This is a genomic window from Streptomyces sp. MK7, from assembly GCF_032658145.1.
GTDB classification, from domain to species: Bacteria; Actinomycetota; Actinomycetes; order Streptomycetales; family Streptomycetaceae; genus Streptomyces; species Streptomyces spiralis.
In genome coordinates this window covers 1-22,803 of record NZ_JAVACL010000031.1, presented here as the reverse complement: position 1 = coordinate 22,803, position 22,803 = coordinate 1, and the positions used below count along the sequence as shown (strand labels likewise).

Below are 22,803 nucleotides of genomic sequence, written 5' to 3'. Positions count from 1 at the left end.
GCCATGGCCCGTCTCGCCCAGACCGCCGGTCTGACCGACGTCCAGCAGGAGATCGTCTCCACGGTCCGCGACTTTGTCGACAAGGAGATCATCCCGGTCGCGACCGATCTGGAGCACCGCGACGAGTACCCGCAGCAGATCGTGGACGGCCTGAAGGAGCTGGGCCTGTTCGGTCTGATGATCCCCGAGGAGTACGGGGGCCTGGGCGAGTCGCTGCTGACGTACGCGCTGTGCGTGGAGGAGATCGCGCGCGGCTGGATGTCGGTGTCCGGCATCATCAACACCCACTTCATCGTCGCGTACATGCTCAAGCAGCACGGCACGCAGGAGCAGAAGGACTACTTCCTGCCGAAGATGGCCCTCGGTGACATCCGGGGCGCGTTCTCGATGTCGGAGCCGGCGCTGGGCTCGGATGTGTCGGCGATCACATCGAAGGCGGTCAAGGACGGCGACGAGTACGTCCTGACCGGCCAGAAGATGTGGCTGACCAACGGCGGCACCTCCTCGCTGGTCGCGGTCCTGGTCCGCAGTGACGAGGGTCACCCCGAGGGCACCGCGCCGCACAAGTCGATGACGACCTTCCTGGTGGAGAAGGAGCCCGGTTTCGGCGAGGTCCGCCCCGGCCTCACCATCCCGGGCAAGATCGACAAGATGGGCTACAAGGGTGTCGACACCACCGAGCTGATCATGGACGGCCTGCGGATTCCGGCCGACCGGGTGCTCGGCGGCACCACCGGCCGGGGTTTTTACCAGATGATGGACGGCGTCGAGGTCGGCCGGGTCAATGTGGCGGCGCGTGGCTGCGGCGTCGCCCAGCGTGCCTTCGAGCTGGGCGTCCAGTACGCCCAGCAGCGGCACACCTTCGGCAAGCCGATCGCCCAGCATCAGGCCATTCAGTTCAAACTCGCCGAGATGGCCACCAAGGTCGAGGCCGCTCATGCCATGATGGTCAACGCGGCCCGGAAGAAGGACTCCGGCCAGCGCAACGACCTCGAGGCCGGGATGGCGAAGTACCTGGCCTCCGAGTACTGCAAGGAGGTCGTCGAGGACGCCTTCCGCATCCACGGCGGCTACGGCTTCTCGAAGGAGTACGAGATCGAGCGCCTCTACCGCGAGGCCCCCATGCTGCTCATCGGTGAAGGTACCGCCGAGATCCAGAAAATGATCATCGGCCGCAGACTGCTCGAAGAGTATCGGTTCCAGGGCTGATTGTCCGCATACGGGGTGTTTTCGCCGAGAAGAAGATCACACCCCGTCAACGGTTATCGGCCGCCGACTCGGCTTCCCGGCTTACCCAGTTGTGGCCCTTAACCGCTACGATCGCGGAAAGCCGCCGTCCCCCGTCGAAGCGCGGCATCATCCGCTACGAAGGTCATCCATGCCCCACAGCCAAACCTCTGCACCTCGCGACAGCCTCGCCGGCGTACGCCTCGCGCGCGGAGCATCGCCGTGGCTTCTGCCGACCGTCGCCACCGCGGCCGTCAGCCTCGTCCGCGCCCGCCGCTCCGGCGCGGCCAGGGCCGTAGCCGTCCCCGCCACCGCGCTGGCGGCGGGGATGCTGTGGTTCTTCCGCGACCCGGAGCGCGAGATCGCCCAGGGCCGGGTCATCTCGCCCGCCGACGGCGTGGTGCAGAGCATCATGCCCTGGAAGGACGGCCGCACCCGCGTCGCGATCTTCATGAGCCCGCTGAACGTCCACGTCAACCGTGCCCCGCTCTCCGGCACTGTGACGTCGGTCGAGCACATCCCCGGCGGGTTCGTTCCGGCGTTCAACAAGGAGAGCGAGAACAACGAGCGGGTCGTCTGGCACTTCGACACCGAGCTCGGCGACATCGAGATGATCCAGATCGCCGGCGCGGTGGCCCGCCGTATCGTCCCCTACGTCCCGTCGGGCACCAAGGTCGAGCAGGGCGACCGGATCGGTCTGATCCGCTTCGGCTCGCGCGTCGACCTCTACCTGCCCGAGGGCGTGGAGGTCGCGGTCGAGGTCGGTCAGAAGACCGTGGCTGGGGTGACTCGCATTGACCGTGATTGATCCCGACACCCAGGCCGGCTGGGTGCCCGAGGCCGATGACGTGGACGACGAGGAGGAGATGCCCCTCTCGCTGCGCCTGTCGATAGCGGACACCCTCACCCTGGGCAACGCCACCTGCGGCTTCATGGCGGTGTACTTCACCACCACCGGCATCCTGATCCCGCACCTCACCGGCAGCAGCGAGTCGGGCATGGCCCGGCACAGCGCCGCCACGGCCGTCATCCTGATGCTGTGCGCGGCGGTCTTCGACCTGTTCGACGGCCTGGTCGCCCGCAAGCTGCGCTCCTCCCCCATGGGCGCGGAGCTGGACAACCTCTCGGACCTGATCAGCTTCGGCCTGGCCCCGGCGTACTTCGTCCTCGTCTACGGCATGGTCGCGGACGACGCCCACCAGAGGGTGGCCGCGCTGGGCGCGATCGTGGTGCTGCTGGCAGTAGTGCTGCGGCTGGCGAGATTCTCCTGCGTGACCATGAAGGACGGCATGTTCCAGGGCATGCCCTCGCCCTTCGGCGCGCTGACGGTGGTGTCCATCGTGCTGCTGGAGCTGCCCTTCGTGGCGACGCTGCTGGCGATCCTGGGCACGGCGTGGCTGATGGTGAGCCGCGTGGAGTACCCCAAGCCGCGGGGGCGCCTGGCGGTGGCGATGCTCTCCTGGATCGTGCTGTCGATGGGCCTGCTCGCCGCCTGGGCGTTGGACGCCCCGAGCGGCCAGCTGCTCCTCCAGACCGGCTGCGCGCTGCAGCTGGTCATGGGCGCGGTGATCCCGCTGTTCGCCACGGCGCGCCGGGTGAACAACTTCCGGGACAACCGCCGCGAGGCACGGGCGGCTCAGCTGCCGTAGCGGTCGCGTACGGCGTACGACGGGCAAGGGCCCCCGAACCTCACGGTTCGGGGGCCCTTCCGCTGTCCGGGGCGCGGTCGTCCCGCCGGTCGTGCGCCGGCGCGGCGAGGCTGCCGAATCCACCCGGGGCTCCCGGAACCGAGCACAGCCCGCGGGCCCGAGCAGGCACCGGGCGCCAGGAGCCGCACGTAGGCCGGGCAAGCACCCCGCCCCGAGGAGCCACCCGTATGCCGGGCAAGCGCCCCCCGCCACGAAGAGCCCTGCGGGCCGAGGGAGGCACGAGGGCCGAGGAGGAACCCCCGGGCCAAGGGAGCGCCGGGCCGAGGGTGCCCTGCCTCTTTCGGGGGTTCCTCCGGGTGTCGGGCGGTCGGTTCGCTCGCCCGGGAGTCGTCAGAGGAGGAAGTCCCGGGCGATGTGTTCCGCCACGCGTTCGAGGATCGGGCCGGCGTCGGCAATGCACTTCGACACGTCGGGCTCCACGTCGGTCAGGGCGTACGCCCGGCGGATGCCGGCCCTGCCGAGGACCTCAGGTGCCAGCGCCAGGCGCCCGCAGACGGCGACGACCTCCTTGTCCGCGGCGCGGGCTGCCGTGGCGACCCCCACCGGGGCCTTGCCGTGCAGGGTCTGCTCGTCCAGCGAGCCCTCACCGGTGATCACCAGGGACGCCCGCGCCAGTGCCGGCGCGAAGCCGAGCACGTCCAGCATGACCTCGATGCCGGCCCGGAACCGGGCGCCGAGGATGAGTGCGCCGTACCCGATGCCGCCCGCGGCCCCGGCCCCGGGCGACGCCGCGTACTCGGCCGCCCCGGCCCCGATCGCCTCCTCCAAAACCTTCGCGTAGTGCGCGAGCGCCGCGTCCAGCGTCTCCACGTCCTGCGGGGACGCGCCCTTCTGCGGACCGTAGACCGCGGGCGCCCCCTTCGGTCCGGTCAGCGGGTTGTCGACGTCGCTGGCGAGCACGAACTCGACCGAGGCGAGCCGGGGGTCGAGGCCGGACAGGTCGGCGTGGGCGAGTTCCGCCAGTCCGCCGCCGCCCGGCGGGATCGGCTCACCGGCCGCGGTGGAGAACCGGGCCCCGAGCGCGGACAGCATCCCCGCGCCCCCGTCCGTGGTCGCGCTGCCGCCGACACCGAACACGATCGTCCGCGCCCCCGCGTCCAGCGCGGCCCGCAGCAGTTCGCCGGAGCCGTACGTGGACGCCGTGAGCGGCGCGAGGACACCGGCCGGCAGCCGTTGCAGCCCGCTCGCCTCCGCCATCTCCACGACCGCGGTGTCGCCGCGCAGCGCGAACGCGGCCGTCACCTCGTCGCCGAGGGGGCCGGCGACCCGTATCTCACGGCGCTCGAACCCGGCCGCGACCGCCGCGTCCACGGTCCCGTCGCCGCCGTCGGCCACGGGCAGCGCCTCGACCTGGAGGTCCGGCACGACCCGGCGCAGCCCGGCCGTCACCCGCTCGGCCACCTGTACGGCCGTGAGCGAGCCCTTGAACTTGTCCGCGGCAACCAGCACCCCGCGGGTGCCGTGCACTGCAGCGTCCACCACCTTGCAATCCCCTTGCTCTCCGGGCCCCGCACGTCAGGGGGGCCAGTCGCGCCGCTGCGACCATAACCGGCGACCGTCCCCCGCGCCATGCCCCGCCCGCTCCCTGAGAAGCACAGGGGACCGCCGAGGACGGCCGGGGGACGTCGCGGACGAAAGCGGGTACACCGATCCTATGACCCCTGTGGGCACCGATCCGGGCCGCGCCGACCATCCGACGCTCACCGACCGTCCGGCCGCCGCCGACCGTCCGGCCCCTGCCGACCGCGCGGAACTCGCCGACCGCGTCCTCGGCGGCTGGCTGGGCCGGATCGCGGGCAACATGCTGGGCAAGCCGGTCGAGCAGGGCGAGGTGTGGACCCGCGACCGCATCGACCGCTATCTGCGCCGGGCCGCCGCGCTGCCGCTCACCGACTACCTCCCCGAACCCGTCGGAGCCGACGACCTCCCGGAGCTGCGGCCCGAGTGGCGCAGCTGCGTGCGCGGCCGCATCCGCGGCAGCTGCCGCGACGACGACATCGACTACGCGATCCTCGGCCTCGACCTGCTGGAGACCCACGGCTTCGGCTTCAGCACCGAGCAGGTCGGCGACCTGTGGCTGCTGCGGCTGCCGTATCTGCAGACGTTCACCGCCGAGCGCGCCGCGTACCGCAACCTGGCCAACGGTCTCAAACCGCCCCTGACCGCGACGTACGACAACCCCTACCAGGAGTGGATCGGCGCCCTGATCCGTGCCGACATCCATGGCTGGACCAGCCCTGGCGACCCGCGCCGCGCCGCCTCGCTGGCCCGCCGCGACGCGGTGCTGTCGCACACCGGCAACGGTGTGTACGGCGCCATGTGGGCGGCCGCGCTGATCGCGGCGGCGTTCACCGCGCCGGGCGTCCGTGCCGCGCTCGACACCGCGCTCACGGTGATCCCGGCGAGCAGCCGTCTGGCCCGCACCGTACGCCGCGCCGTCTCCCTGCACGAGACGCGGCTGCCCTGGGAGGACACCCTGACCACGCTCGCGGAGGAGACCGCGGGGCTCGGCTGGATCCACACCGTCCCGAACGCCGCCGTCCTCACGGCCGGTCTGCTCTACGGCGACGGCGACTTCACCCGCACCGTCGCACTGACCGTCCGCGGCGGCCTGGACACCGACTCCAACGGCGCGACGGCCGGTTCGGTGGCCGGCGTGCTCACCGGAGCGCAGGGCATCCCGGCCCAGTGGAAGGACCCTCTGGAGGACACCGTGCGCAGCGCGGTCTTCGGTTTCGACGGCGTACGGATCAGCGACCTGGCGCAGCGGACGCTGCGACTGGCTACCCTTCCAGGATGACCACTCCCGACTTCCCGGACTACGCCACCTACATCGCCGGGCTGCCCCGTGTCCTCGCCGGTGCTGCCGTGCTCTTCCGCGACGCCGAGGGGCGGGTGCTGCTCGTCGAGCCCAACTACCGGGAGGGATGGGCGCTGCCGGGCGGCACGGTCGAGTCGGACGACGGTGAGACACCGCGCCAGGGCGCGCGCCGCGAGACGCTGGAGGAGATCGGCCTCGACCGGGAGCCGGGGCGGCTGCTCGCGGTCGACTGGGTGCCCGGCACGGGACGCCCGCCGCTGGTGGCGTACGTCTACGACGGCGGAGTCCTCGCCGAGGAGGACCTCAAGGCGATCCGCCTCCAGGAGGAGGAGCTGCTGTCCTGGCGACTCGTCCCGCGCGGCGAACTCGCCGCCCACCTGCCGGATGCCCTGGGCCGCCGCGTCCTTGCCGCCCTCGACGTCCTCACCGAGAACGCGGGCACGGCGGAACTGGAGAACGGCCGGCGCGTCGGCTGACCGGCCCCGCCCGGGGGTCAGCCCTCCACGTCCCGGGGCTTGGTGTCGATCTCGCGCAGCTCCTCGTCACGCGCGGCCACCCTCGCCTCCGTACGGTGGCCGCGTTCGATGTAGTCGCGGACGACCAGCTCGACGGCGTCCTGCGGGCTGCCCACCCCAGCGAGCACCATGACTTCCACGACGAGTTCGGCGTCGAGCGAGACGGTCACCTTGGCCATGCCCGGACCGTAGCACCGCGCGGGCCCCGAGCGGACGAATATCCGTTCGCCCGCCCGATTCCCCGCCCCTACCCTCTGTCCCATGACCAAGCCCCTCGTCGCCGTCCTCAGCGGCGCCGGTGTCTCCACCGACTCCGGTATCCCCGACTACCGCGGCCCGAACGGGCTGTGGCGGCGGGATCCGGAGGCCGAGAAGCTCGTGACCTACGACTACTACATGAGCGACCCGGAGATCCGCCGCCGCTCCTGGCAGATGCGACGGAGGACCCACACCCTGCGGGCCGAACCGAACGCCGCGCACCGCGCGGTCGCCGAGCTGGAACGCTCCGGGGTGCCGGTCCGGGTCATCACCCAGAACGTGGACGGCCTGCACCAGCTCGCCGGGATGCCCGCCCGCAAGGTACTGGAACTGCACGGCACCGCCCGCGGCGTCGTCTGCACCCGATGCAAGGTCCGCGGCCCCATGGACGAGGCGCTCGCCCGCGTCGAGGCGGGCGAGGACGACCCGCCCTGCCGGAAGTGCGGCGGCATCCTGAAGTCGGCCACGGTGATGTTCGGCGAGCATCTGGACCCGGCGGTCCTCGGCGAGGCCGTCGCCATCACCAAGGCCTGCACCGTATTCATCGCGGTCGGCACCAGCCTCCAGGTCCAGCCCGCCGCCGGCCTCGCCGCAGTGGCCGCCGACCACGGCGCCCGCCTGATCATCGTCAACGCCGAACCCACCCCCTACGACGAGATCGCCGACGAGGTCGTCCGCGAACCGATCGGCACCGCGCTCCCCGCACTGCTGCGCACCCTGGAGGAGGCCGGTTCCTGAGGTTCAGAGGAGGGTCAGGCGCAGGCCCGGAGTGATCAGGTTCGGGTCGTGTCCGACGGCGGTCCTGTTCTTCTCGTACAGCGCCTGCCAGGACTCGCCGTGGGCACGACCGATGGTGGCGAGGGTGTCTCCGGGGCGCACGGTGTAGGGGTGGGTGCCGGTGCCGGCCTGTTTTCCGGTGGGCGGGGTGGCTGCCGTGGTCCGGGAGGGGCAGGCGGTGGCGGTCGCCGCGGACGGGCGCGTGGGGACGGGGGTGAGGGGTGTGCAGACCGGGGTGGCGAGTCCGATGAGTTCCACCAGTCCCGTGCCGCCGGCGGGTGGGACGATGTGCGACCAGTTGTTCGCCAGCCAGACGTTGCCGGACTGGTCGACCTGCACCGCGGTGAGGTGCTGGATCGCCTTGTTCCGGTAGCCCTGCGCGGGAGACAGGATGGTGCCGGTGGTGCTGCCGGGCGGGCAGGCGGTGGTGTCGGCCCCGCACAGCGTCCACACGCTCGGGGTGAGGAAGCCGGCCACCCACACCCGGTCGGACCCGTCGACGGCCACCGACCAGGGAAGGGTCCGCTCGGGCAGTTTGTGCACACCCGCCACGGTCCCGTCAGGGCGCAGCTCGGTGATCTCACTGCTGAGATAGCTGTTGATCCAGGCGTTGTTCCTGGAGTCGATGGCGATGCTCAAGGGCCACTTGAAGGAGCTGCTCTCGATCGGCGAGGACGCCGTGGGCCTGAAGTCCGGCCCGATCACGGTGACGCTGCCGCTGAACTTGCCTATGAGCGGCGCCAGGCGTGTGTTCACCAGCTGGGCGCCGCCGAGTCCGGCGTTGGTGACCCAGGCACGCCCGAAGCCGTCGATCTGAACGGCGAACGGGTGGTTGAGGCCGCCGCCGGTGATCGTGATCGCCTTGGACGGATCGCCGTGCGGGTAGACCACCACGTTGCCCAGTCCGGGAGCGGTCTCCAGGCCGTAGTTGTTCGCGATCCACACGTTGCCCCGCTGGTCCACGGCGATTCCCTGCGGGTGGATGAGCCCGCCGTTCTTCCACCCCGCGGGAGGAGACAGAGGCCGGCCGGTGGCCGAGTAGTGCGCCACCGAGTTGCCTCCGTAGCTGCTCATCCAGACGGAGCCGTCGGGGGCGACGGCGGCACCCCAGTCACCGCCCTTCATGCCGCCGCCCTGGATCGGGCTGCCCAGGATCGGGCGGCCCGTCGGGTCGAGCACGCTGATGTAGGGGGTGGGATTCTGGGTGCCGGGAAGCCAGTTGTTGGATGTCCAGGCGTTGCCCTTGGCGTCGAAGGCGATGCGGCCGGGGGAGTACAGGTCGGTGTCGGTGTAGCGCAGCGCGAGGATCCAGGCCATGGGCGGCGCGGCGAGTGCCGGGGTGTAGTGGCTCGCGGTGCGCGCCAGGTCATGGAGCCCGGCCGGTGACAACGTGGGGTTGCGGACCAGGTTCAGCACCGCCTGCACGGTGTCCCGGGGAGCGGTGCCGCCGACAGGTGTGGCCAGCCGGAGCATCCGGTCGCACCGGACGGTGTCCGACACGCAGAGGGAGACCAGGTTGGCGAGTGTGTCGAGGGTGGCGAGGGTTTCGTTGGCGGTGCCGTTGTCGGCGTTCGTCACCACCTCTCCGGGGCCGCCGGTGACCGGGTCGGCGAGGTTGAACGCGGTCGCCGCGGCGTTCTGCAGACCCGGGCCGGGCCCGTCGACGCCGCGTGGCCCGCTGAACTGGGCCAGGGCGTAGCCGGCGGCGACGGTGGTGAGCTCGTTGACCCGTACCCGGCTCACCGTTCGTGCCGGGACGGCGCCGCCCTCGCCGACCGCCACCACGGAGCGCAGGAGCAGTCGGTGGTCATCGGCGGGCGCGGCCTCCACGTAGAGGACTCCGGCAGCGGGCGGAGCGTACGAGATCGCGAAGGAACCGGTGGCGTCGGTCGTCGCGTGGCCCAGTTCCCGCACACCTGTGCGAGAGCCGGCGAAGAGCGTGACCCGGGCTCCCGGAAGCGGCTTGCTCGCGCCGGTGACGGTGCCGTGCAGCGTGCCCGGTACGGCGCTGACGGACGCGGCGGACGCCGGGACGTTCGGCGTGCCAAGGACCACGGCGACCGAGGCGGCTGCCGCGGCCGAGGCACGCAGCGCGGATCTGACCTTGCGTCCCCTCCGCCGGGAGCGAGCGGCGGACGCCGGCCGGCGGACGGATATACCGGAAGACCTCATTGCTCACGCACCCTTCCCGGGAAGGGTGCGGTCGACCTCCGGCACCCTGAGAGCGAACCAGCCGACCCTGAGCCCGAACAGCCAGACCACACCGAGGTACAGGCCCTCATCGACCTGGCGCATCTCGTCCCGCACCCCGCAGGCGGCGAGGGAGATCCTGGAGTAGTCGATGACGATGCACTCCTGCTCGTCCATCAGGCTCGGGCCCTTGTAGACCTGGGCCACCACCGCGAGCACGTCGAACGAGGTCATGCGATTGCTCAGATAGCCCTCGGGGTCGAAGACCTTGCCCCGCCACACGGCCATGCGCACCAGCCGGGCGAGCGGACGGGCGACCCGGCCGCCTCCCCACCGCACGATGCCGGTGCCCTCCAGCGGACCCTTGGGAATGTCACCGGCCGGGCTCGCGCCGAAGAGTTCCACGAGGCCTTCGTCACCGGCGTCGAGCAGCTCGCCCTCCGTGAGCGCCACAATCGTCCTCCTGGCGGTAGCGGCCCCTGTTGCCTGCACGGTTCGTCCTACGAGCTTGGACGCCGCCGAGGGCACACCACCACCGCGGTTGGGCCGACGGAGTGAGCGGACAGGTCTAGAACAAGGCCGTTCCGCTCTCGAAGTCCAGCAGGCGCTTCTTGCGGTCCAGGCCGCCACCGTAGCCGGTCAGGCTGCCGTCGGCGCCGACGACGCGGTGGCAGGGGACGATGATGCCGATGGGGTTCTTGCCGTTGGCGAGGCCGACGGCGCGGGAGGCGCCCGGGGAGCCGAGTGCGCCGGCCAGTTCTCCGTACGTGCGGATCTCGCCGTAGGGGATCGTGCGCAGCCGGTCCCAGACACGGCGCTGGAACGGTGTTCCGTTCAGGCGCAGTTCCAGGGTGAACTCCTTCAACTCGCCCGCGAAGTAGGCCTCCAGTTGTTCCTCGGCGGCGTCGAAGGCCCGTGCGGCGGCGCGTGCGCCGAACGTCTCCTCCGGTGGGCGGTGGCGCTGGTTGGTCATGTACAGGCCGCACAGGACACCGTCCTCGGCGACGAGGGTGAGCGGGCCGTAGGGGCTGTCGACGACGGCGTGCTGCTTCGTGTTCATCGTGAACGTCCTCAGACGGGTAGGAAGTTGATCGGGTGGCTGTCCGTGGCCCACAGGTACTGCACGGCGTACGCCCGCCACGGGCGCCAGGCCGCCGCACGGGCCGTGAGCGCCGCCGGTGTCGAGGGCAGGCCCAGTTCCTTGGCCGCGCGGCGGATGCCGAGGTCGGTGGGGAGGAAGGCGTCGGGATCGCCCAGGGCGCGCATGGCGACGACGTCGACCGTCCAGGGGCCGAATCCCGGGAAGGACAGCAGGCGGGCGCGGGTCTCCTGCCAGTCGCTCTCGGCACCGAGGTGGAGTGTGCCGTCGGCGAGGTGGCGGACCAGTGTGGTGAAGGTCGTGCGCCGGGTGCGGGGCATCGCCAGCGACTCCGGGGAGAGGCCGGCCAGCGCCTCCGGTGCGGGGAAGAGATGGGTGAGGCCGCCCTCGGGGTCGTCGACCGGCTCGCCGTGGGCGGTGACCAGGCGGGCCGCGTGGGTGCGGGCGGCGGCCGTGGAGACCTGCTGGCCGAGTACGGCCCGGACGGCGAACTCGGCCTCGTCCACGGTGCGCGGCACCCGTCGGCCGGGGGCCTTGTCGACCAGGGGCGCGAGGACCGGGTCGGTGCGCAGCTGGTCGTCCACGGCGACCGGGTCGGCGTCCAGGTCGAGCATGCGCCGGCAGCGGCTGATGGCGACGGGCAGGTCACGCAGATCGCTGAGGGTGAGGCGGCAGGCGATGTGGTCGGGCTTGGGCGTCAGGGCGACGATCCCGTGCCCGTACGGCAGCCGCAGCGTGCGCCGGTAGGCGCCGTCCCGCCACTCCTCCACGCCGGGTACGGCTGTCGCCGCCAGGTGGCCGAAGAGGTTGTCCGGGTTGAGGGGTGCGCGGAAGGGGAGGCGGAGGGAGATGACGCCGGGGGTGGGGGTGGTCCCGAAGGTGCCAGGGGTTCCCGTGGGTGTGAGCGTCCCGGGCGCTCGGGTGCGCAGTTCGCTGGGCGAGAGTGCGTAGACCTCGCGGACGGTGTCGTTGAACGTGCGGATCGAGGAGAATCCGGCGGCGAAGGCGATCTCCGCCATCGGCAGGGCGGTGGTCTCGATCAGCAGCCGGGCGGTCTGGGCGCGCTGCGCGCGGGCGAGCGCGAGGGGGCCGGCGCCGAGCTCGGCGAGGAGCTGGCGTTCGACCTGGCGGCTGCTGTAGCCGAGTCGGGCGGCGAGCCCGGGCACACCCTCGCGGTCGACGACGCCGTCGGCGATCAGCCGCATGGCGCGGGCCACGAGGTCGGCGCGCTGGTTCCACTCCGGCGAGCCGGGGCTGGTGTCGGGCCGGCAGCGCTTGCAGGCCCGGAACCCGGCCTGCTGGCAGGCGGCGGCGCTCGGGTAGAAGGTCATGTTCTCCGGTTTGGGCGGCACCACCGGGCAGCTGGGCCGGCAGTAGATCCCGGTCGTCAGGACGGCCGTGTAGAACCATCCGTCGAACCGTGCGTCCTTGGAGCGGACGGCGCGCACGCAGCGCTCCCGATCGATGTACGTCCCCTTCTGCATGCGTCCAGCATCGGACACGGAGCGGCCCGGGGCTGGCGGGAATCCGACGTCGACGTCGAGTGTGCTGGAAGAGCGCGGATCGCCTCGTACGTGAATCGCCTCGTACGCGGATCACCTCGTACGGGCCGGGGTCCGTACCGCGAACCGGTGGTCAGCCGACCTGCGCGGCGAACGCCTCGTAGGTCCGTTCGTCGAAGAGGACGAACCTGACCTCCTCGACGTCGGTGTCCGACTCCCGCACCGCCTCTACGGCGATGCGCGCGGCGTCGTCCAGCGGCCAGCCGAAGGCGCCGGTGGAGACGGCCGGGAACGCGACCGTGCGCGCCCCGAGCTCGTCTGCGACGCGCAGGGACTCCCGGTAGCAGGAGGCCAGGAGCGACGGGTCACTGCCGGGCCCCCTGTGGACGGGTCCGACCGTGTGGATCACCCAGCGGGCGTCCAGTTCGCCCGCCGTCGTGGCGACGGCCTGGCCGGTGGGCAGGCCTCCGCCGTACCGGGAGGCGCGCAGGGCGCGGCATTCCTCGAGGATCGCGGGGCCGCCGCGCCGGTGGATCGCGCCGTCGACGCCTCCGCCGCCGAGCAGTGAGGAGTTCGCGGCGTTGACGATGGCGTCGGCGCTCTGCCGGGTGATGTCGCCCCGGGCGAGGGTGATGGTGGTGGTCATGGCTGCCGCAGCCTCCTCCAGACGGCCTTCGCCGCGTTGTGCCCCGACATGCCGTGCACGCCGGGGCCCGGCGGGGTGGCCGACGAGCAGATGAAAACGGCCGGGTGGGGGGTGTGGTACGGGAACAGGGACAGCTTGGGCCGCAGCATGATCTGGAGCCCGGAGACCGCGCCGGTGGCGATGTCACCGCCGACGTAGTTGGCGTTGCGGGCGGCCACCTCGGCCGGGCCGGCGGTGGCCCGGGCCAGGACCAGGTCGCGGAAGCCGGGGGCGAAGCGCTCCAGCTGGCGTTCTATGGCGTCCGTGAGGTCGCCGTCCCAGCCGTTGGGCACATGGCCGTACACCCAGAAGACGTGCTTGCCCTCCGGGGCGCGGGTGGGGTCGGCCACGCCGGGCTGAACGGTGATCAGGAACGGTCTGCCGGGTGCGCGGCCCTCGCGGGACGCGGCGTGCAGTGCGGTGCCGATCTCGGCCCGGCTCGCGCCGATCTGCACCGTCCCTGCCGTGCGGGCCTCGGGGGCGGTCCACGGGACCGGGCCGTCCAGTGCGTAGTCGATCTTGAAGACGCCGGGGCCGTACCGGTAGGCGTCGTAGTAGCGGCCGAGGCCGGCGATGCGGGCGAGCGCGGTCGGTGAGGTGTCGAAGACGTACGCGCGCGCGGGCGGCAGGTCGTCCAGGCGCTTGACCTCGTAGTCGGTGTGCACGGCGCCGCCGAGATCCTTGAGGTAGGCGGCGAGGGCGTCGGAGATCGCCTGCGAGCCGCCGCGGGCCACGGGCCAGCCGCGGGCGTGCGCGGCCAGGGCGAAGACCAGGCCGATGGCGCCGGTGGCGAAACCGCCGAGCGGGGCCATGACGTGGGCGACGAGGCCGGCGAAGAGGGTCTTGGCCCGCTCGTCGCGGAAGCGGCGCATGAGCCAGGTCGAGGGCGGCAGCCCGGCCAGGCCGAAGCGGGCGAGGGTGACGGGGTCGCGCGGCAGCGCGGTGAGCGGCAGGGACATGAAGTCCCGCGCGAGCGTGTCCCACTTGGGCAGGAACGGCGCGACCAGCCTGCGGTACGTGCCCGCGTCGCGGGGTCCGAAGGAGGCGGCCGTCTCGGCGACGGAGCGGGCCAGGACCGCCGCGGTGCCGTCGGGGAAGGGGTGGGCCATGGGCAGCCGGGCGTGCAGCCACTGAAGGCCGTAGCGGTCGAGGGGCAGGGCGCGGAACGCCGGCGAGTTGATGGCGAGGGGGTGCGCGGCCGAGCACGGGTCGTGCCGGAAGCCGGGCAGGGTGAGCTCCTCGGTGCGGGCGCCGCCGCCGACGGTGGACCTCGCCTCGAACAGGGCCACGGAGAAGCCCCGGCGTGCCAGCTCCACGGCAGCGGTCAGTCCGTTCGGTCCCGCACCCACCACGACCGCATCGAGCATCGACGGCACCTTCGGACCCCTTCGTCAGCCGATGGTCACTCGTGGTCAGGATATGCCGCTGGACTGACACCCATGGGCACCGGGCCGCGGAGCCTGAGGTTCCGCCACGGAGGCACCCGGCCGGGTCGATACGGCGGCCCGACGCGGGCTCCCGGCGGCCGAACGCGGACCTCATCGGCCGATCGCGGGGGCCGGCCGAGCTCGGACTCCCGCGGCCGAACGAGGACTCCCGGCGGCCGAACGAGGGTTCCCGACGGTCGCACCGGGCCCTCGGCGGGCAGGCCCTCCTCAGTGCGAGGGCGTCAGCAGACCGGCCACCCGGCGGGCCGTCGCCGCGTCCCGGGCCGCCGTGAACGGGAGGCTGTTGCCGCCGGTGACACGGAACGGCTCACCGGCCGTCGTCAGGTGGGCGCCGCCCGCCTCCTCGACCAGCAGCAGGCCCGCCGCGTGGTCCCAGGCGGCCTCCCAGGAGAAGGCCGTGGCGTCCAGTTCGCCGCGGGCGATGGCGAGGTACTCCAGCCCGGCCGAGCCGCAGGCCCGGGGTTCGACACCGTCCGTCCACAGGCCGGGCAGGGCACGCTTCTGCTCGTCCGTCGTGTAGTCCGGGTGGGAGGTGGCCACCCGCAGGGCGCACTCCGGGTCGGGCGTGCCGGAACGCAGCGGCTCGCCGTCGAGGAGGGCGCCGCGGCCGCGAACGGCGGTGGCGAGCCGGTCGTGCGCCGGCGCGTACGTCCAGGAGGCCAGCACGACCCCGCCCCGGGCCAGGGCCACCAGGGTGCAGAAGCCGGGGTCGCCGTGGACGAACTGCCGCGTGCCGTCCACGGGATCGACGATCCAAACTGGAGCCTGGCCGCGAATCGCCTCGTAGACGGTGGGGTCGGCGTGCACCGCTTCCTCGCCTACCACGACGGAGCCGGGCAGCAGGGCGCCGAGGATGTCGGTGAGGTACCGCTCGGTCAGCCGGTCGGCGTCCGTCACCAGGTCGTGCGGGCCGGACTTCTGGTCGACCTCGTGGTCCGCGAGCCGGCGGAAGCGGGGCATGATCTCGGCCGCGGCCGCCTTGCGGACCGCCTCCTCCACGTCGGCCGAGTGACGCTCGACGAACTCTCCCACAAGGATCTCGTCCAGGGGGGACCTCCAGGTTTCCGTCTGTTCGATCATGCCTCCATGAGAACACGCCCCGCTGACAATCCCCGCCCACCCGGTGCACTGCGGGTGGAATGGGGATGAACAGAGGGTGCCGGGCACGGCCGCCTCAGCGCCCGACCGCGTACCCCTGCATCCCGCGCGGGTTCGCGGCGGCCGACAGGATGCCGCTCCCGGGGTCCCGGGCGACCGCGCACAGCCGTCCCTCGGACCAGGGGTCACCGATCGTCACGCGGTGGCCGCGGCGGCTCAGCTCCGCGACGACCCCGGGGGCCGTGCGGGACTCCACGGTGACGCTGCCGGGGCGCATCCCGCGCGGGTAGAACGACCCGGGGAAGGAGTCGTTGTGCCAGTTCGGGCCATCGACGGCCCCCTGGAGGTCGAGGCCGCCGCGGACGGCGGCGCGCAGGGCGACCGCGAGAAAGAAGTGCAGCTGCCACTGGTCCTGCTGGTCGCCACCGGGCGTGCCGAAGGCCATGACGGGCACGCCGTCACGCAGGGCGATCGACGGGGTGAGCGTGGTGCGCGGACGACGGCCGGGGGTGAGCGAATTGGGCAGGCCCTCCTCCAGCCAGGTCATCTGGAGCCGGGTGCCGAGCGGGAAGCCCAGTTCGGGCACGACGGGGTTGGACTGGAGCCAGCCGCCGCTCGGCGTGGCGGAGACCATGTTGCCCCAGCGGTCGACGACGTCGATGTGACAGGTGTCGCCACGGGTGCCACCGTCGGGGGCGACCTCCGGTTCACCCGGCACGGGAGAGGTCGACGGCCCCGCGACCGTCGGTTCCCCGACGCCCAGGGCGTCGAACTCCCCCGTCTCCGCGGCGATCCGGTGCGCGTGCGTGCTCAGCCGCGGGGCGCGCCCGCCGGGGCTGCCGGGCCGCAGCTCGTAGGAGGCCGTGTCGCCCACCAGCTTGCGCCGTTCGGCGTTGTACTCCGCGGACAGCAGTTCGGCCAGCGGTACGTCGGCGGCGTCCCCGTACCAGGCCTCCCGGTCGGCCATCGCGAGCTTGCAGCCCTCGATCAGCAGATGGACGTAGTCGGCGGATCCGTACGGGGGCAGCTCCGGCGGGAGCAGAGCGAGTTGCTGGAGGAGGACCGGGCCCTGGCTCCAGGGGCCCGCCTTGCACAGGGTCCAGCCGTTCCAGTCGTACGTCGCCGGGGTTTCGTAGGTCGCGGACCAGGCGGCGAGGTCGGCGGCCGTGAGGGTGCCGGCGTGGCGCTCGCCGCTGGTGTCCATGGTGGGCCGCTGAGCCTGCCGGACCAGCGCCTCGGCGACGAAGCCGGAGCGCCACACCTCCCGCGCGGCCTCGATCCGGGCCTCCCGGTCGCCGGCGCCCGCGGTCTCGGCGAGCAGCCTGTTCCAGGTGGCGGCGAGCGCGGGGTTGCGCAGCAGCTCCCCGGGCCGCGGCGGGTGCCCGCCGGGCAGATAGACCCCGGCGGAGGAGGTCCACTCGGTCTCGAACAGGGGCCGTACGGTCGCGACGGTCTCCCCGACGCGCTCCACCGGAGCGTGCCCGTGCTCCGCGTACCCGATGGCGTACTTCAGGACGTCGGCGAGGTCCTTGGTGCCGTGGTCGCGCAGGAGCAGCATCCAGGCGTCGAAGGCGCCGGGAACGGCGGCGGCGAGCGGTCCGGTACCGGGTACGAGATCCAGCCCGAGCCCCCGGTAGTGCGCGACCGTCGCCCCGGCCGGCGCCACACCCTGACCGCACAGCACCCGCACCCCACCGCCCGCCGGCGCGAGCAGGATCGGCACCTCACCGGCGGGCCCGTTCAGATGCGGCTCCACGACGTGCAGCAAGAACGCCCCGGCCACGGCGGCGTCGTAGGCGTTGCCGCCGTCCTCCAGCACGGCCATCGCCGACTGCGAGGCCAGCCAGTGCGTGGAGGACACCATGCCGAAGGTGCCCTGGAGAGTGGGTCGGGTGGTGAACTGCATCCCTCACCTCGGTGTTCGCGTGCGTCGGCCGGCCCCTCGGCACTCCGGACCGCTCTGCGGAACGACAGTGGGGAGTTCGAACCCGGCCCCGGTCGACTCGATCAGGCAGCAGACTACCGAGGCGCTGCCCGGCGGCCATCGGCGGCGGGGGCGGGCGGGACGAAGGACGCCGCCCTCTCGCTCCGGAACACCGCCGGTGGTCCGTTACGGGCACCGGGCACGGGGCACTCGCTGCCCATGGCACTCACACTGGGCACGCACCGTTCGCGCGGCTCCCGCCGGAGGTCGGCCGCGTCCATCGGCCTCGGTGCCGCAGCGGGTGTGACGGCTGCGGCGGGCCTCCGGCTCGGGCGCAAGGCGGCCACGATCGGCAAGATCGGCTCGGGGCACCCGCTCAAGCACCGCGCGCTGGACCTGGCGGCCGGCGCGATGCAGCCGAAGTACCCGCTCGACGCGATGAGCACCTATCTCAACGGCTTCCACCTGTACGCCGACGACATGGGCCGGCAGGTGGAGGCGACGCACTTCTGCATCCACCTCCGGCACGATCTGCACCAGTGCGTGATCTTCGACCGCAACGCGCCCGACGCCCGTCTGATCGGCATCGAGTACATCATCGGCGAGGAGCGCTTCCGCGGCCTGCCCGAGGACGAGAAACGGCTGTGGCACAGCCACCACTACGAGGTCAAGTCCGGCATCCTCACCGCCCCCGGTATCCCCGACATGGCCGAACACGCCTACTTCGAGGACCTCGTGACCACCTATGGGAAGACGTTCCACACGTGGCAGTACGACCGCGACGACTTCCCCTACGGGATTCCGCAGTTGATGATGGGCCTCACCGAGGACGGTCAGGCCGCGGACGAGATGGTCCGGGCCCGGGACGAGAGGCTCGGCGTCTCGACCTCCCGCAAGCGGCGGAACCGGGCGGACATCCCCATGCCGGAGGTGGCGCCGGGCGCCAACGCGTGGGAGAGCGGCCGGACGGTGCAGACACGCGTCGAGGAGATGGACTTCAAGCGCTGACGGTCGCCTCCCGCCCGCCCCGAACCCGCTGCCCGCTGCCGCCGGGGCGGTGCGTGACGGCTCCTGACGCGTGCCGGACACGCGAGCCCCCCACCGGCGCGCGGTGCGGGCTCCCACCGGCGCGCGGTGCGGATTCCCGGTCGGGGTGTGGTGCGGGTTCCCGGTCGGGGTGTGGCTGGGGGCGGTCCGGGTGTGGTGCGGGTGCGGTCGCCGCGGTGTCAGGAGCCGCCGGGTTCCGGCTCGTGGAGGGTGATCGCCCCGGAGGGGCAGACGCTGGCAGCCATCCGTGCGGCCGTGCGATGGGCGGTGGGCGGCTCGGCGTGGAGCAGGATCACGAGGCCGTCGTCGGGGTCCTGGTCGAAGACCTCGGGGGCGGTCAGGGCGCACATCCCGGCGCCGATGCAGCGCTCCCGGTCGACGTGCAGCCGCGTCGTCGTCACGACTCCTCCTTGCCCCAGGTGACCGGCAGGCTCTTGACCCCGTAGATGTCCGCGGTCTCCGGGCGCAGGGCGACCTCTTCGGCCGGTACGGCCAGGCGCAGCGCGGGGAAGCGGTCGACCAGCGCGCGGAACGCGACGCGCATCTCGACGCGGGCCAGCTGCTGCCCCAGGCACTGGTGGATTCCGTGGCTGAAGGCCAGGTGACCGGCCGCGTCCTGCCTGTGGAGGTCGAGCACATGGGGGTCGGTGAAGCGCTCGGGGTCGCGGTTGGCGGTGTTGTACGACAGGACGACCGTCGTGCCGGCCTCGATGGTCCGTCCGCCCAGCTCGACGTCCTCGAGGGCTGTGCGCATGAACGTCTTGGCGACGCTCAGATACCGCAGCAGCTCCTCGACGGCCCTGTCGGTGAGCGCGGGGTCGGCGCGCAGCGCGGCCAGTTGCTCCGGGTTCCGCAGCAGCGCGAAGGTGCCGAGGGACAGCATGTTGGCGGTGGTGTCGAATCCGGCGGCCAGCAGGATCAGGCTGATCCCCTTCAGCTCCTCGTCGGTCAGATCGCTGTCGGTCAGTTCGCTGAGCACGTCGTCGGTGGGGTTCGCGCGCTTGGCGGCCACCAGCCGCGCGAGGTACTCCTGGGTCGCGGTGTAGGCCGCGATCAGCTCCTCGTCGCTCACCTCCCCGCCCATGAACGTGTCGATCTGCTGCTGGAAGGAGCCCCGGTCCTCGTACGGCACCCCGAGGATCTCGCAGATCACGATGGTGGGGATGGGCTTGGCGAACGCGGTCACCAGGTCGGCCGGCGGCCCGGCCGTCTCCATGGCGTCCAGGCATTCGGCGGTGATCTGCTCGATGCGTTCGGTGAGAAGCCGCATCCGCCGTACCGTGAACTTGCCCACCAGCGGCTTGCGGTAGCGCCCGTGCTGCGGTTCGTCCATGAGGAGGAACTCGCCGGGCGGCGCAGGAGGCACTTCGAAGTCGCCCACGTTCAGCAGCTCCTTGCGCGAGCTGAACCGCGGGTCGGCCAGGACCGACCTGACCAGGTCGTATCCGGTGATCAGCCATCCGGGTCTGCCGCCGGGGTGGGTGTAGCGGCTGATGGCGCCGTGCCTGCGGGCGTCGAGCAGCTCTGCCGGCGGGTCGAAGGGGCAGCCGGTCGGACGCGCGGTCGGCAGCGTCGTGACGGTGTGGAGGGACTCGCTCATGGCCATTCCTCGTCTCGCGATATGACGTGTTTGACGCTTCCGGAAAGCTACGTTGCGTTCATGGTCACGTCAATCTACCAAGAGGGGTTCTCCCAGCTCGTCGCCGCAAAATCGATGCAATGGCAGTGATTTGAATGCAACGAAGCGTTGCAATGAAGGACAGCGAAGGCAATGCCGGTGCCCCGCCGGAGAGAGGGGCCGACTCCGATGTCGAAGCGCGCGGGCCGTGGACCCTTGGGCCGGCACTGCGCGCGGCCGAAGGGCCGGGGCCCGGGTGTCGCGGCCCCGAGTGTTGTGAACCTGCCATGCGAACCTCCTCGGAGTCGTGGGGGTTCCTGTTCGCTCGGTCAGTGGTTCACGTGCTGGTGCCCGGTGTCCGGCCCGCGCGCGGGGCGGGCCGGACACCGGGGGTTCTGCGGGCGGTCGGGGCGAGCGGATGCCTGCCCGCTCGCCCCGGCGCCGGGGTCGCTGCGACTGCGGTGCCGGGCAGCGGGGTGCACCGGCTGGCCGAGTGGTGGTCGAGGACGTAGGCGCCGGTGAGCTGCCGGACCAGCCAGGAGCTGGGCATGTGGAGGCGGCGGGCCCGGGCGTAGAGCTCGGGCTCCTCCTCGGCGATCCAGGCGATCTTCGGCCCCGCGGCCTGGGTGCTCAGGGCCGAGCCCGAGCGCCGGATGATCTCCTCGGCGCCGAGCCGCTCCTCGATCCGTTCGGTCTGGCGGACCGAGCGGGTGTCCACGCCGTAGAGGATCGCGGGGCGCAGCGGGGTGTCGTGCTCGTCGGTCAGCAGGACGCAGGGTCCCATGCCGCTGACACCGACGGCGACGACGGTGGTGTCGGCGGGGCCGGTCAGCTCGCGGGCGAGCTCGATGAACTCGCGCCACCACACGGAGGCGTCCATTTCGAAGTGGCCGGGTCCCGGCCGTGCGGGTCTGTGCTCCCGTACGGCCGAGCGGATCAGGGTGCCGTCGAGGCCGACGAGGACGCCCTTGCTGCTCGACGTGCCGATGTCCACGCCGATGACTGCGTTGCGAGGCATGTCCAGGGCCATTGCAGAAATCGATTTCAAGGTCAAGGGTCCGCGCGACAGGCGCGGTTTCTCCAGGTGAGAGGCCTTGGCCTGGACAAGGCCTACGCCCCGAAACGCCCGGGAGTCTCACCTCTTGACACCCCTGGGGACCCCCTCTACGTTTCGGTGAAATGGATTTCAGAGGTGTTCCACCGCGGTGTCGATGCCGCCTCGCTCCCTCCGCGCCCCACGGTGCCCCAGCCGGCCCGCGGCGCGCGCCTCCGTACTCCACCATGAGGGCAAGACACGATGACGACCTTTGGACTCGACGGCATCTCCCGCAGGACGCGTGCCGTGAGCCGTTCCATCAGCGCCGAGAACTTCACCTGGTTCTGACGAGGATGCCCGGGCGTTCACGCCGGGGAGGAATCGCCTCCTGCGGCTGCGACGCGGAGCGTCGCCGCATCGGTTTTGTGGTCGGGCGCGGAGCGCCCGGCTTGGCTGCCCGGCGGATCCGGGGGATGCGAACAACCGTCCTACGGGTCACCTGCTGTGCCGAGCGTGGGGTGAACGGCGGTTGTGTGTGCGGAAGTCGTATTACGGTCCGACGTCATGAAGCTGGTCGTGCAGGTGAAGCTGCTGCCGTCGCCCGGGCAGGCGTCGGCGCTGGAGGCGACCCTGCGCGCCTGCAACCGGGCCGCCGCCTACGCCTCGCAGGTTGCCTTCGCCAAGGAACTCAAAGACCGCAACGGTCTGCAGAGGGAGGTGTACACGGACCTGAAGGCCACCTTCGGGCTGTCCGCGCAACCGGTGGTGCGGGTGGTGAAGAAGGTCGTCGACGCCTACGCCGTCCTGAAGGCCAACCTGCAGGCCGGGAACCTGGGCCCGCCCACCGCCAAGCGGTACCGCAAGGCGGTCGGCACCCCGATCGCCTTCCGCCCGGAGGCGGCCCAGCCGTTCGACGACCGCTGCCTGTCCTGGCAGTACGACGCGCGAACCGTCTCCATCTGGACCATCGACGGGCGGATGAAGGGCATCCGCTTCGCCTGCTCCCCCGACCAGCTGAAAACCCTCGTGGCCCACCGCAAGGGCGAGAGCGATCTCGTCCGGCGCGGCGGAACATGGTTCCTGATCGCCACCTGCGACATTCCGGATCCCGAGGTGTACGGAGCCGACCGACTGGATCGGAGTCGACCGGGGCATCGTGAACCTGGCCACCACCAGTGACGGCACCAACCACCAAGGCCGCCGCCTTTCCCGCTACCGGCGTTGGCAGGCCCGCAAACGCGCCGAACTCCAGGCCCGGCAGACCCGCTCGGCCACCCGCCGCCTCGCCCGCCGCGCGCAGCTGCGCCAGTTCTACCTGGGGCTGCCCAGGGAGCTGGAGGAGGCGGCGATCGTGGACGGCTGCGGCCACTGGCGGGTCTACTGGAACATCGTCCTGCCGATGTCCCGGCCCATCCTCTCGGCGCTGGCGATCCTCTTCTTCCTGGCCAACTGGAACGCCTTCGTCTGGCCGCTGGTCGCCACCAACGACCAGTCCCTGACGGTGGTCCAGCTCGGCATCGCCTCCTTCCAGACCCAGTACGGCTCCAACTGGAACTACATCCTGGCGGCGGCCACGGTGGCCGCGCTGCCCATGCTGGTGCTGTTCTTCGTCTTCCAGCGGCAGATCGTGGAGTCGATCAAGACGTCCGGTCTGAAGTAGCGGCTCCGCCGCGGCGGTTCCGCAAGCGAAAGGGGCGTGGGCCCCGGGACCCCCCGGGGGGGGCGCCCCCGTGGGCGGGGGCCCCGGGCGGGGCGCCCGGGGCCCCGGCCGGGGGGGGGGGCCCGCCCCGGGGGGGGGGGCCGGGGGGGCCGGGGGGGCCGGGGGGCGCCCCCCGGCCCCCGGGGGCGT

Annotated in this window: 22 protein-coding genes; 9 read left to right on the top strand and 13 right to left on the bottom strand. The window is 72.1% G+C overall.

Translation table 11 applies throughout. The annotated features are described in order from the left end of the window. Window positions 1-3 precede the first annotated feature (3 nt). The 3 genes from R2S09_RS27855 to pssA all read left to right on the top strand — a co-directional run bounded on the left by R2S09_RS27855 (window position 4) and on the right by pssA (window position 2,876). Window positions 4-1,209 (top strand): acyl-CoA dehydrogenase family protein, encoded by a 1,206-nt coding sequence (locus R2S09_RS27855; RefSeq protein ID WP_316744001.1) that lies wholly within the window; start codon window positions 4-6, stop codon window positions 1,207-1,209. A 169-nt stretch (window positions 1,210-1,378) separates the two neighbouring features. Next, the gene (locus R2S09_RS27850; protein ID WP_306187911.1) at window positions 1,379-2,035 is read left to right on the top strand and encodes a phosphatidylserine decarboxylase; all 657 of its coding nucleotides are present in this window, start codon (window positions 1,379-1,381) and stop codon (window positions 2,033-2,035) included. 22 nt (window positions 2,036-2,057) lie between these two features. Continuing rightward, a complete protein-coding gene (gene pssA, locus R2S09_RS27845) occupies window positions 2,058-2,876 on the top strand; it encodes a CDP-diacylglycerol--serine O-phosphatidyltransferase (protein WP_306188095.1) in 819 nt (272 codons plus the stop codon). A 390-nt stretch (window positions 2,877-3,266) separates the two neighbouring features. Here pssA and R2S09_RS27840 read toward each other — a convergent pair whose 3' ends face one another. Next, window positions 3,267-4,418, bottom strand: coding sequence for a glycerate kinase (locus R2S09_RS27840; RefSeq protein WP_316743999.1), 1,152 nt, complete (start codon window positions 4,416-4,418; stop codon window positions 3,267-3,269). A 172-nt stretch (window positions 4,419-4,590) separates the two neighbouring features. Between R2S09_RS27840 and R2S09_RS27835 the strand changes: the two genes are divergently transcribed. Then, window positions 4,591-5,736, top strand: coding sequence for an ADP-ribosylglycohydrolase family protein (locus tag R2S09_RS27835; protein ID WP_306187915.1), 1,146 nt, complete (start codon window positions 4,591-4,593; stop codon window positions 5,734-5,736). After that, a complete protein-coding gene (locus tag R2S09_RS27830) occupies window positions 5,733-6,233 on the top strand; it encodes an NUDIX hydrolase (RefSeq protein WP_306187917.1) in 501 nt (166 codons plus the stop codon). The genes R2S09_RS27835 and R2S09_RS27830 overlap by 4 nt, the downstream gene beginning before the upstream one ends. 17 nt (window positions 6,234-6,250) lie before the next feature. On the opposite strand, the gene R2S09_RS27825 is transcribed toward R2S09_RS27830, so the two are convergent. After that, the gene (locus R2S09_RS27825; RefSeq protein WP_316743998.1) at window positions 6,251-6,451 is read right to left on the bottom strand and encodes a type II toxin-antitoxin system VapB family antitoxin; all 201 of its coding nucleotides are present in this window, start codon (window positions 6,449-6,451) and stop codon (window positions 6,251-6,253) included. A gap of 82 nt (window positions 6,452-6,533) precedes the next feature. Between R2S09_RS27825 and R2S09_RS27820 the strand changes: the two genes are divergently transcribed. Then, window positions 6,534-7,268 (top strand): Sir2 family NAD-dependent protein deacetylase, encoded by a 735-nt coding sequence (locus R2S09_RS27820; protein WP_306187918.1) that lies wholly within the window; start codon window positions 6,534-6,536, stop codon window positions 7,266-7,268. Between the two features lie 3 nt (window positions 7,269-7,271). Here R2S09_RS27820 and R2S09_RS27815 read toward each other — a convergent pair whose 3' ends face one another. The 8 genes from R2S09_RS27815 to R2S09_RS27780 all read right to left on the bottom strand — a co-directional run bounded on the left by R2S09_RS27815 (window position 7,272) and on the right by R2S09_RS27780 (window position 17,235). Continuing rightward, on the bottom strand, window positions 7,272-9,362 hold the full coding sequence (locus tag R2S09_RS27815) for a LysM peptidoglycan-binding domain-containing protein (RefSeq protein ID WP_316743997.1): 2,091 nt from the start codon (window positions 9,360-9,362) through the stop codon (window positions 7,272-7,274). A gap of 120 nt (window positions 9,363-9,482) precedes the next feature. Continuing rightward, window positions 9,483-9,950: a hypothetical protein gene (locus R2S09_RS27810; RefSeq protein WP_316743996.1), complete on the bottom strand. Its 468-nt coding sequence runs from the start codon at window positions 9,948-9,950 to the stop codon at window positions 9,483-9,485. A 115-nt stretch (window positions 9,951-10,065) separates the two neighbouring features. Next, window positions 10,066-10,557, bottom strand: coding sequence for a methylated-DNA--[protein]-cysteine S-methyltransferase (locus R2S09_RS27805; RefSeq protein ID WP_316743994.1), 492 nt, complete (start codon window positions 10,555-10,557; stop codon window positions 10,066-10,068). A gap of 11 nt (window positions 10,558-10,568) precedes the next feature. Continuing rightward, entirely contained in the window at window positions 10,569-12,080 is a 1,512-nt protein-coding gene (locus tag R2S09_RS27800) for an AlkA N-terminal domain-containing protein (RefSeq protein ID WP_316743992.1), read from the bottom strand. Window positions 12,081-12,231: 151 nt separating this feature from the next. Continuing rightward, window positions 12,232-12,744, bottom strand: coding sequence for an O-acetyl-ADP-ribose deacetylase (locus R2S09_RS27795; RefSeq protein WP_316743990.1), 513 nt, complete (start codon window positions 12,742-12,744; stop codon window positions 12,232-12,234). After that, entirely contained in the window at window positions 12,741-14,150 is a 1,410-nt protein-coding gene (locus R2S09_RS27790; RefSeq protein WP_306187928.1) for an NAD(P)/FAD-dependent oxidoreductase, read from the bottom strand. Before R2S09_RS27790 ends, R2S09_RS27795 begins: the two co-directional genes overlap by 4 nt. Window positions 14,151-14,438: 288 nt before the next feature. Further along, window positions 14,439-15,311 carry an inositol monophosphatase family protein gene (locus tag R2S09_RS27785; RefSeq protein ID WP_316743985.1) on the bottom strand — a complete coding sequence of 291 codons (873 nt, stop codon included), beginning with the start codon at window positions 15,309-15,311 and terminating at the stop codon, window positions 14,439-14,441. A 94-nt stretch (window positions 15,312-15,405) separates the two neighbouring features. Then, window positions 15,406-17,235, bottom strand: a complete 1,830-nt coding sequence (locus tag R2S09_RS27780; RefSeq protein WP_316743983.1) for a gamma-glutamyltransferase — start codon at window positions 17,233-17,235, stop codon at window positions 15,406-15,408. Window positions 17,236-17,472: 237 nt separating this feature from the next. Here R2S09_RS27780 and R2S09_RS27775 point away from each other — a divergent pair, with 237 nt between their 5' ends. Next, on the top strand, window positions 17,473-18,261 hold the full coding sequence (locus R2S09_RS27775; RefSeq protein WP_316743980.1) for an OBAP family protein: 789 nt from the start codon (window positions 17,473-17,475) through the stop codon (window positions 18,259-18,261). Between the two features lie 218 nt (window positions 18,262-18,479). Here R2S09_RS27775 and R2S09_RS27770 read toward each other — a convergent pair whose 3' ends face one another. The 3 genes from R2S09_RS27770 to R2S09_RS27760 all read right to left on the bottom strand — a co-directional run bounded on the left by R2S09_RS27770 (window position 18,480) and on the right by R2S09_RS27760 (window position 20,936). Then, window positions 18,480-18,701, bottom strand: a complete 222-nt coding sequence (locus R2S09_RS27770) for a ferredoxin (RefSeq protein ID WP_316743979.1) — start codon at window positions 18,699-18,701, stop codon at window positions 18,480-18,482. Continuing rightward, a complete protein-coding gene (locus R2S09_RS27765) occupies window positions 18,698-19,900 on the bottom strand; it encodes a cytochrome P450 (protein WP_316743977.1) in 1,203 nt (400 codons plus the stop codon). The genes R2S09_RS27770 and R2S09_RS27765 overlap by 4 nt, the downstream gene beginning before the upstream one ends. 355 nt (window positions 19,901-20,255) lie before the next feature. Continuing rightward, the gene (locus R2S09_RS27760; RefSeq protein ID WP_399144811.1) at window positions 20,256-20,936 is read right to left on the bottom strand and encodes an FGGY family carbohydrate kinase; all 681 of its coding nucleotides are present in this window, start codon (window positions 20,934-20,936) and stop codon (window positions 20,256-20,258) included. A 582-nt stretch (window positions 20,937-21,518) separates the two neighbouring features. On the opposite strand from R2S09_RS27760, the gene R2S09_RS27755 reads away from it, so the two are divergent. Both R2S09_RS27755 and R2S09_RS27750 read left to right on the top strand, forming a co-directional pair. Next, window positions 21,519-22,133 carry a hypothetical protein gene (locus R2S09_RS27755; protein ID WP_316743975.1) on the top strand — a complete coding sequence of 205 codons (615 nt, stop codon included), beginning with the start codon at window positions 21,519-21,521 and terminating at the stop codon, window positions 22,131-22,133. Continuing rightward, the gene (locus R2S09_RS27750) at window positions 22,111-22,614 is read left to right on the top strand and encodes a carbohydrate ABC transporter permease (protein ID WP_316743973.1); all 504 of its coding nucleotides are present in this window, start codon (window positions 22,111-22,113) and stop codon (window positions 22,612-22,614) included. The genes R2S09_RS27755 and R2S09_RS27750 overlap by 23 nt, the downstream gene beginning before the upstream one ends. The last annotated feature ends 189 nt before the right edge of the window (window positions 22,615-22,803 follow it).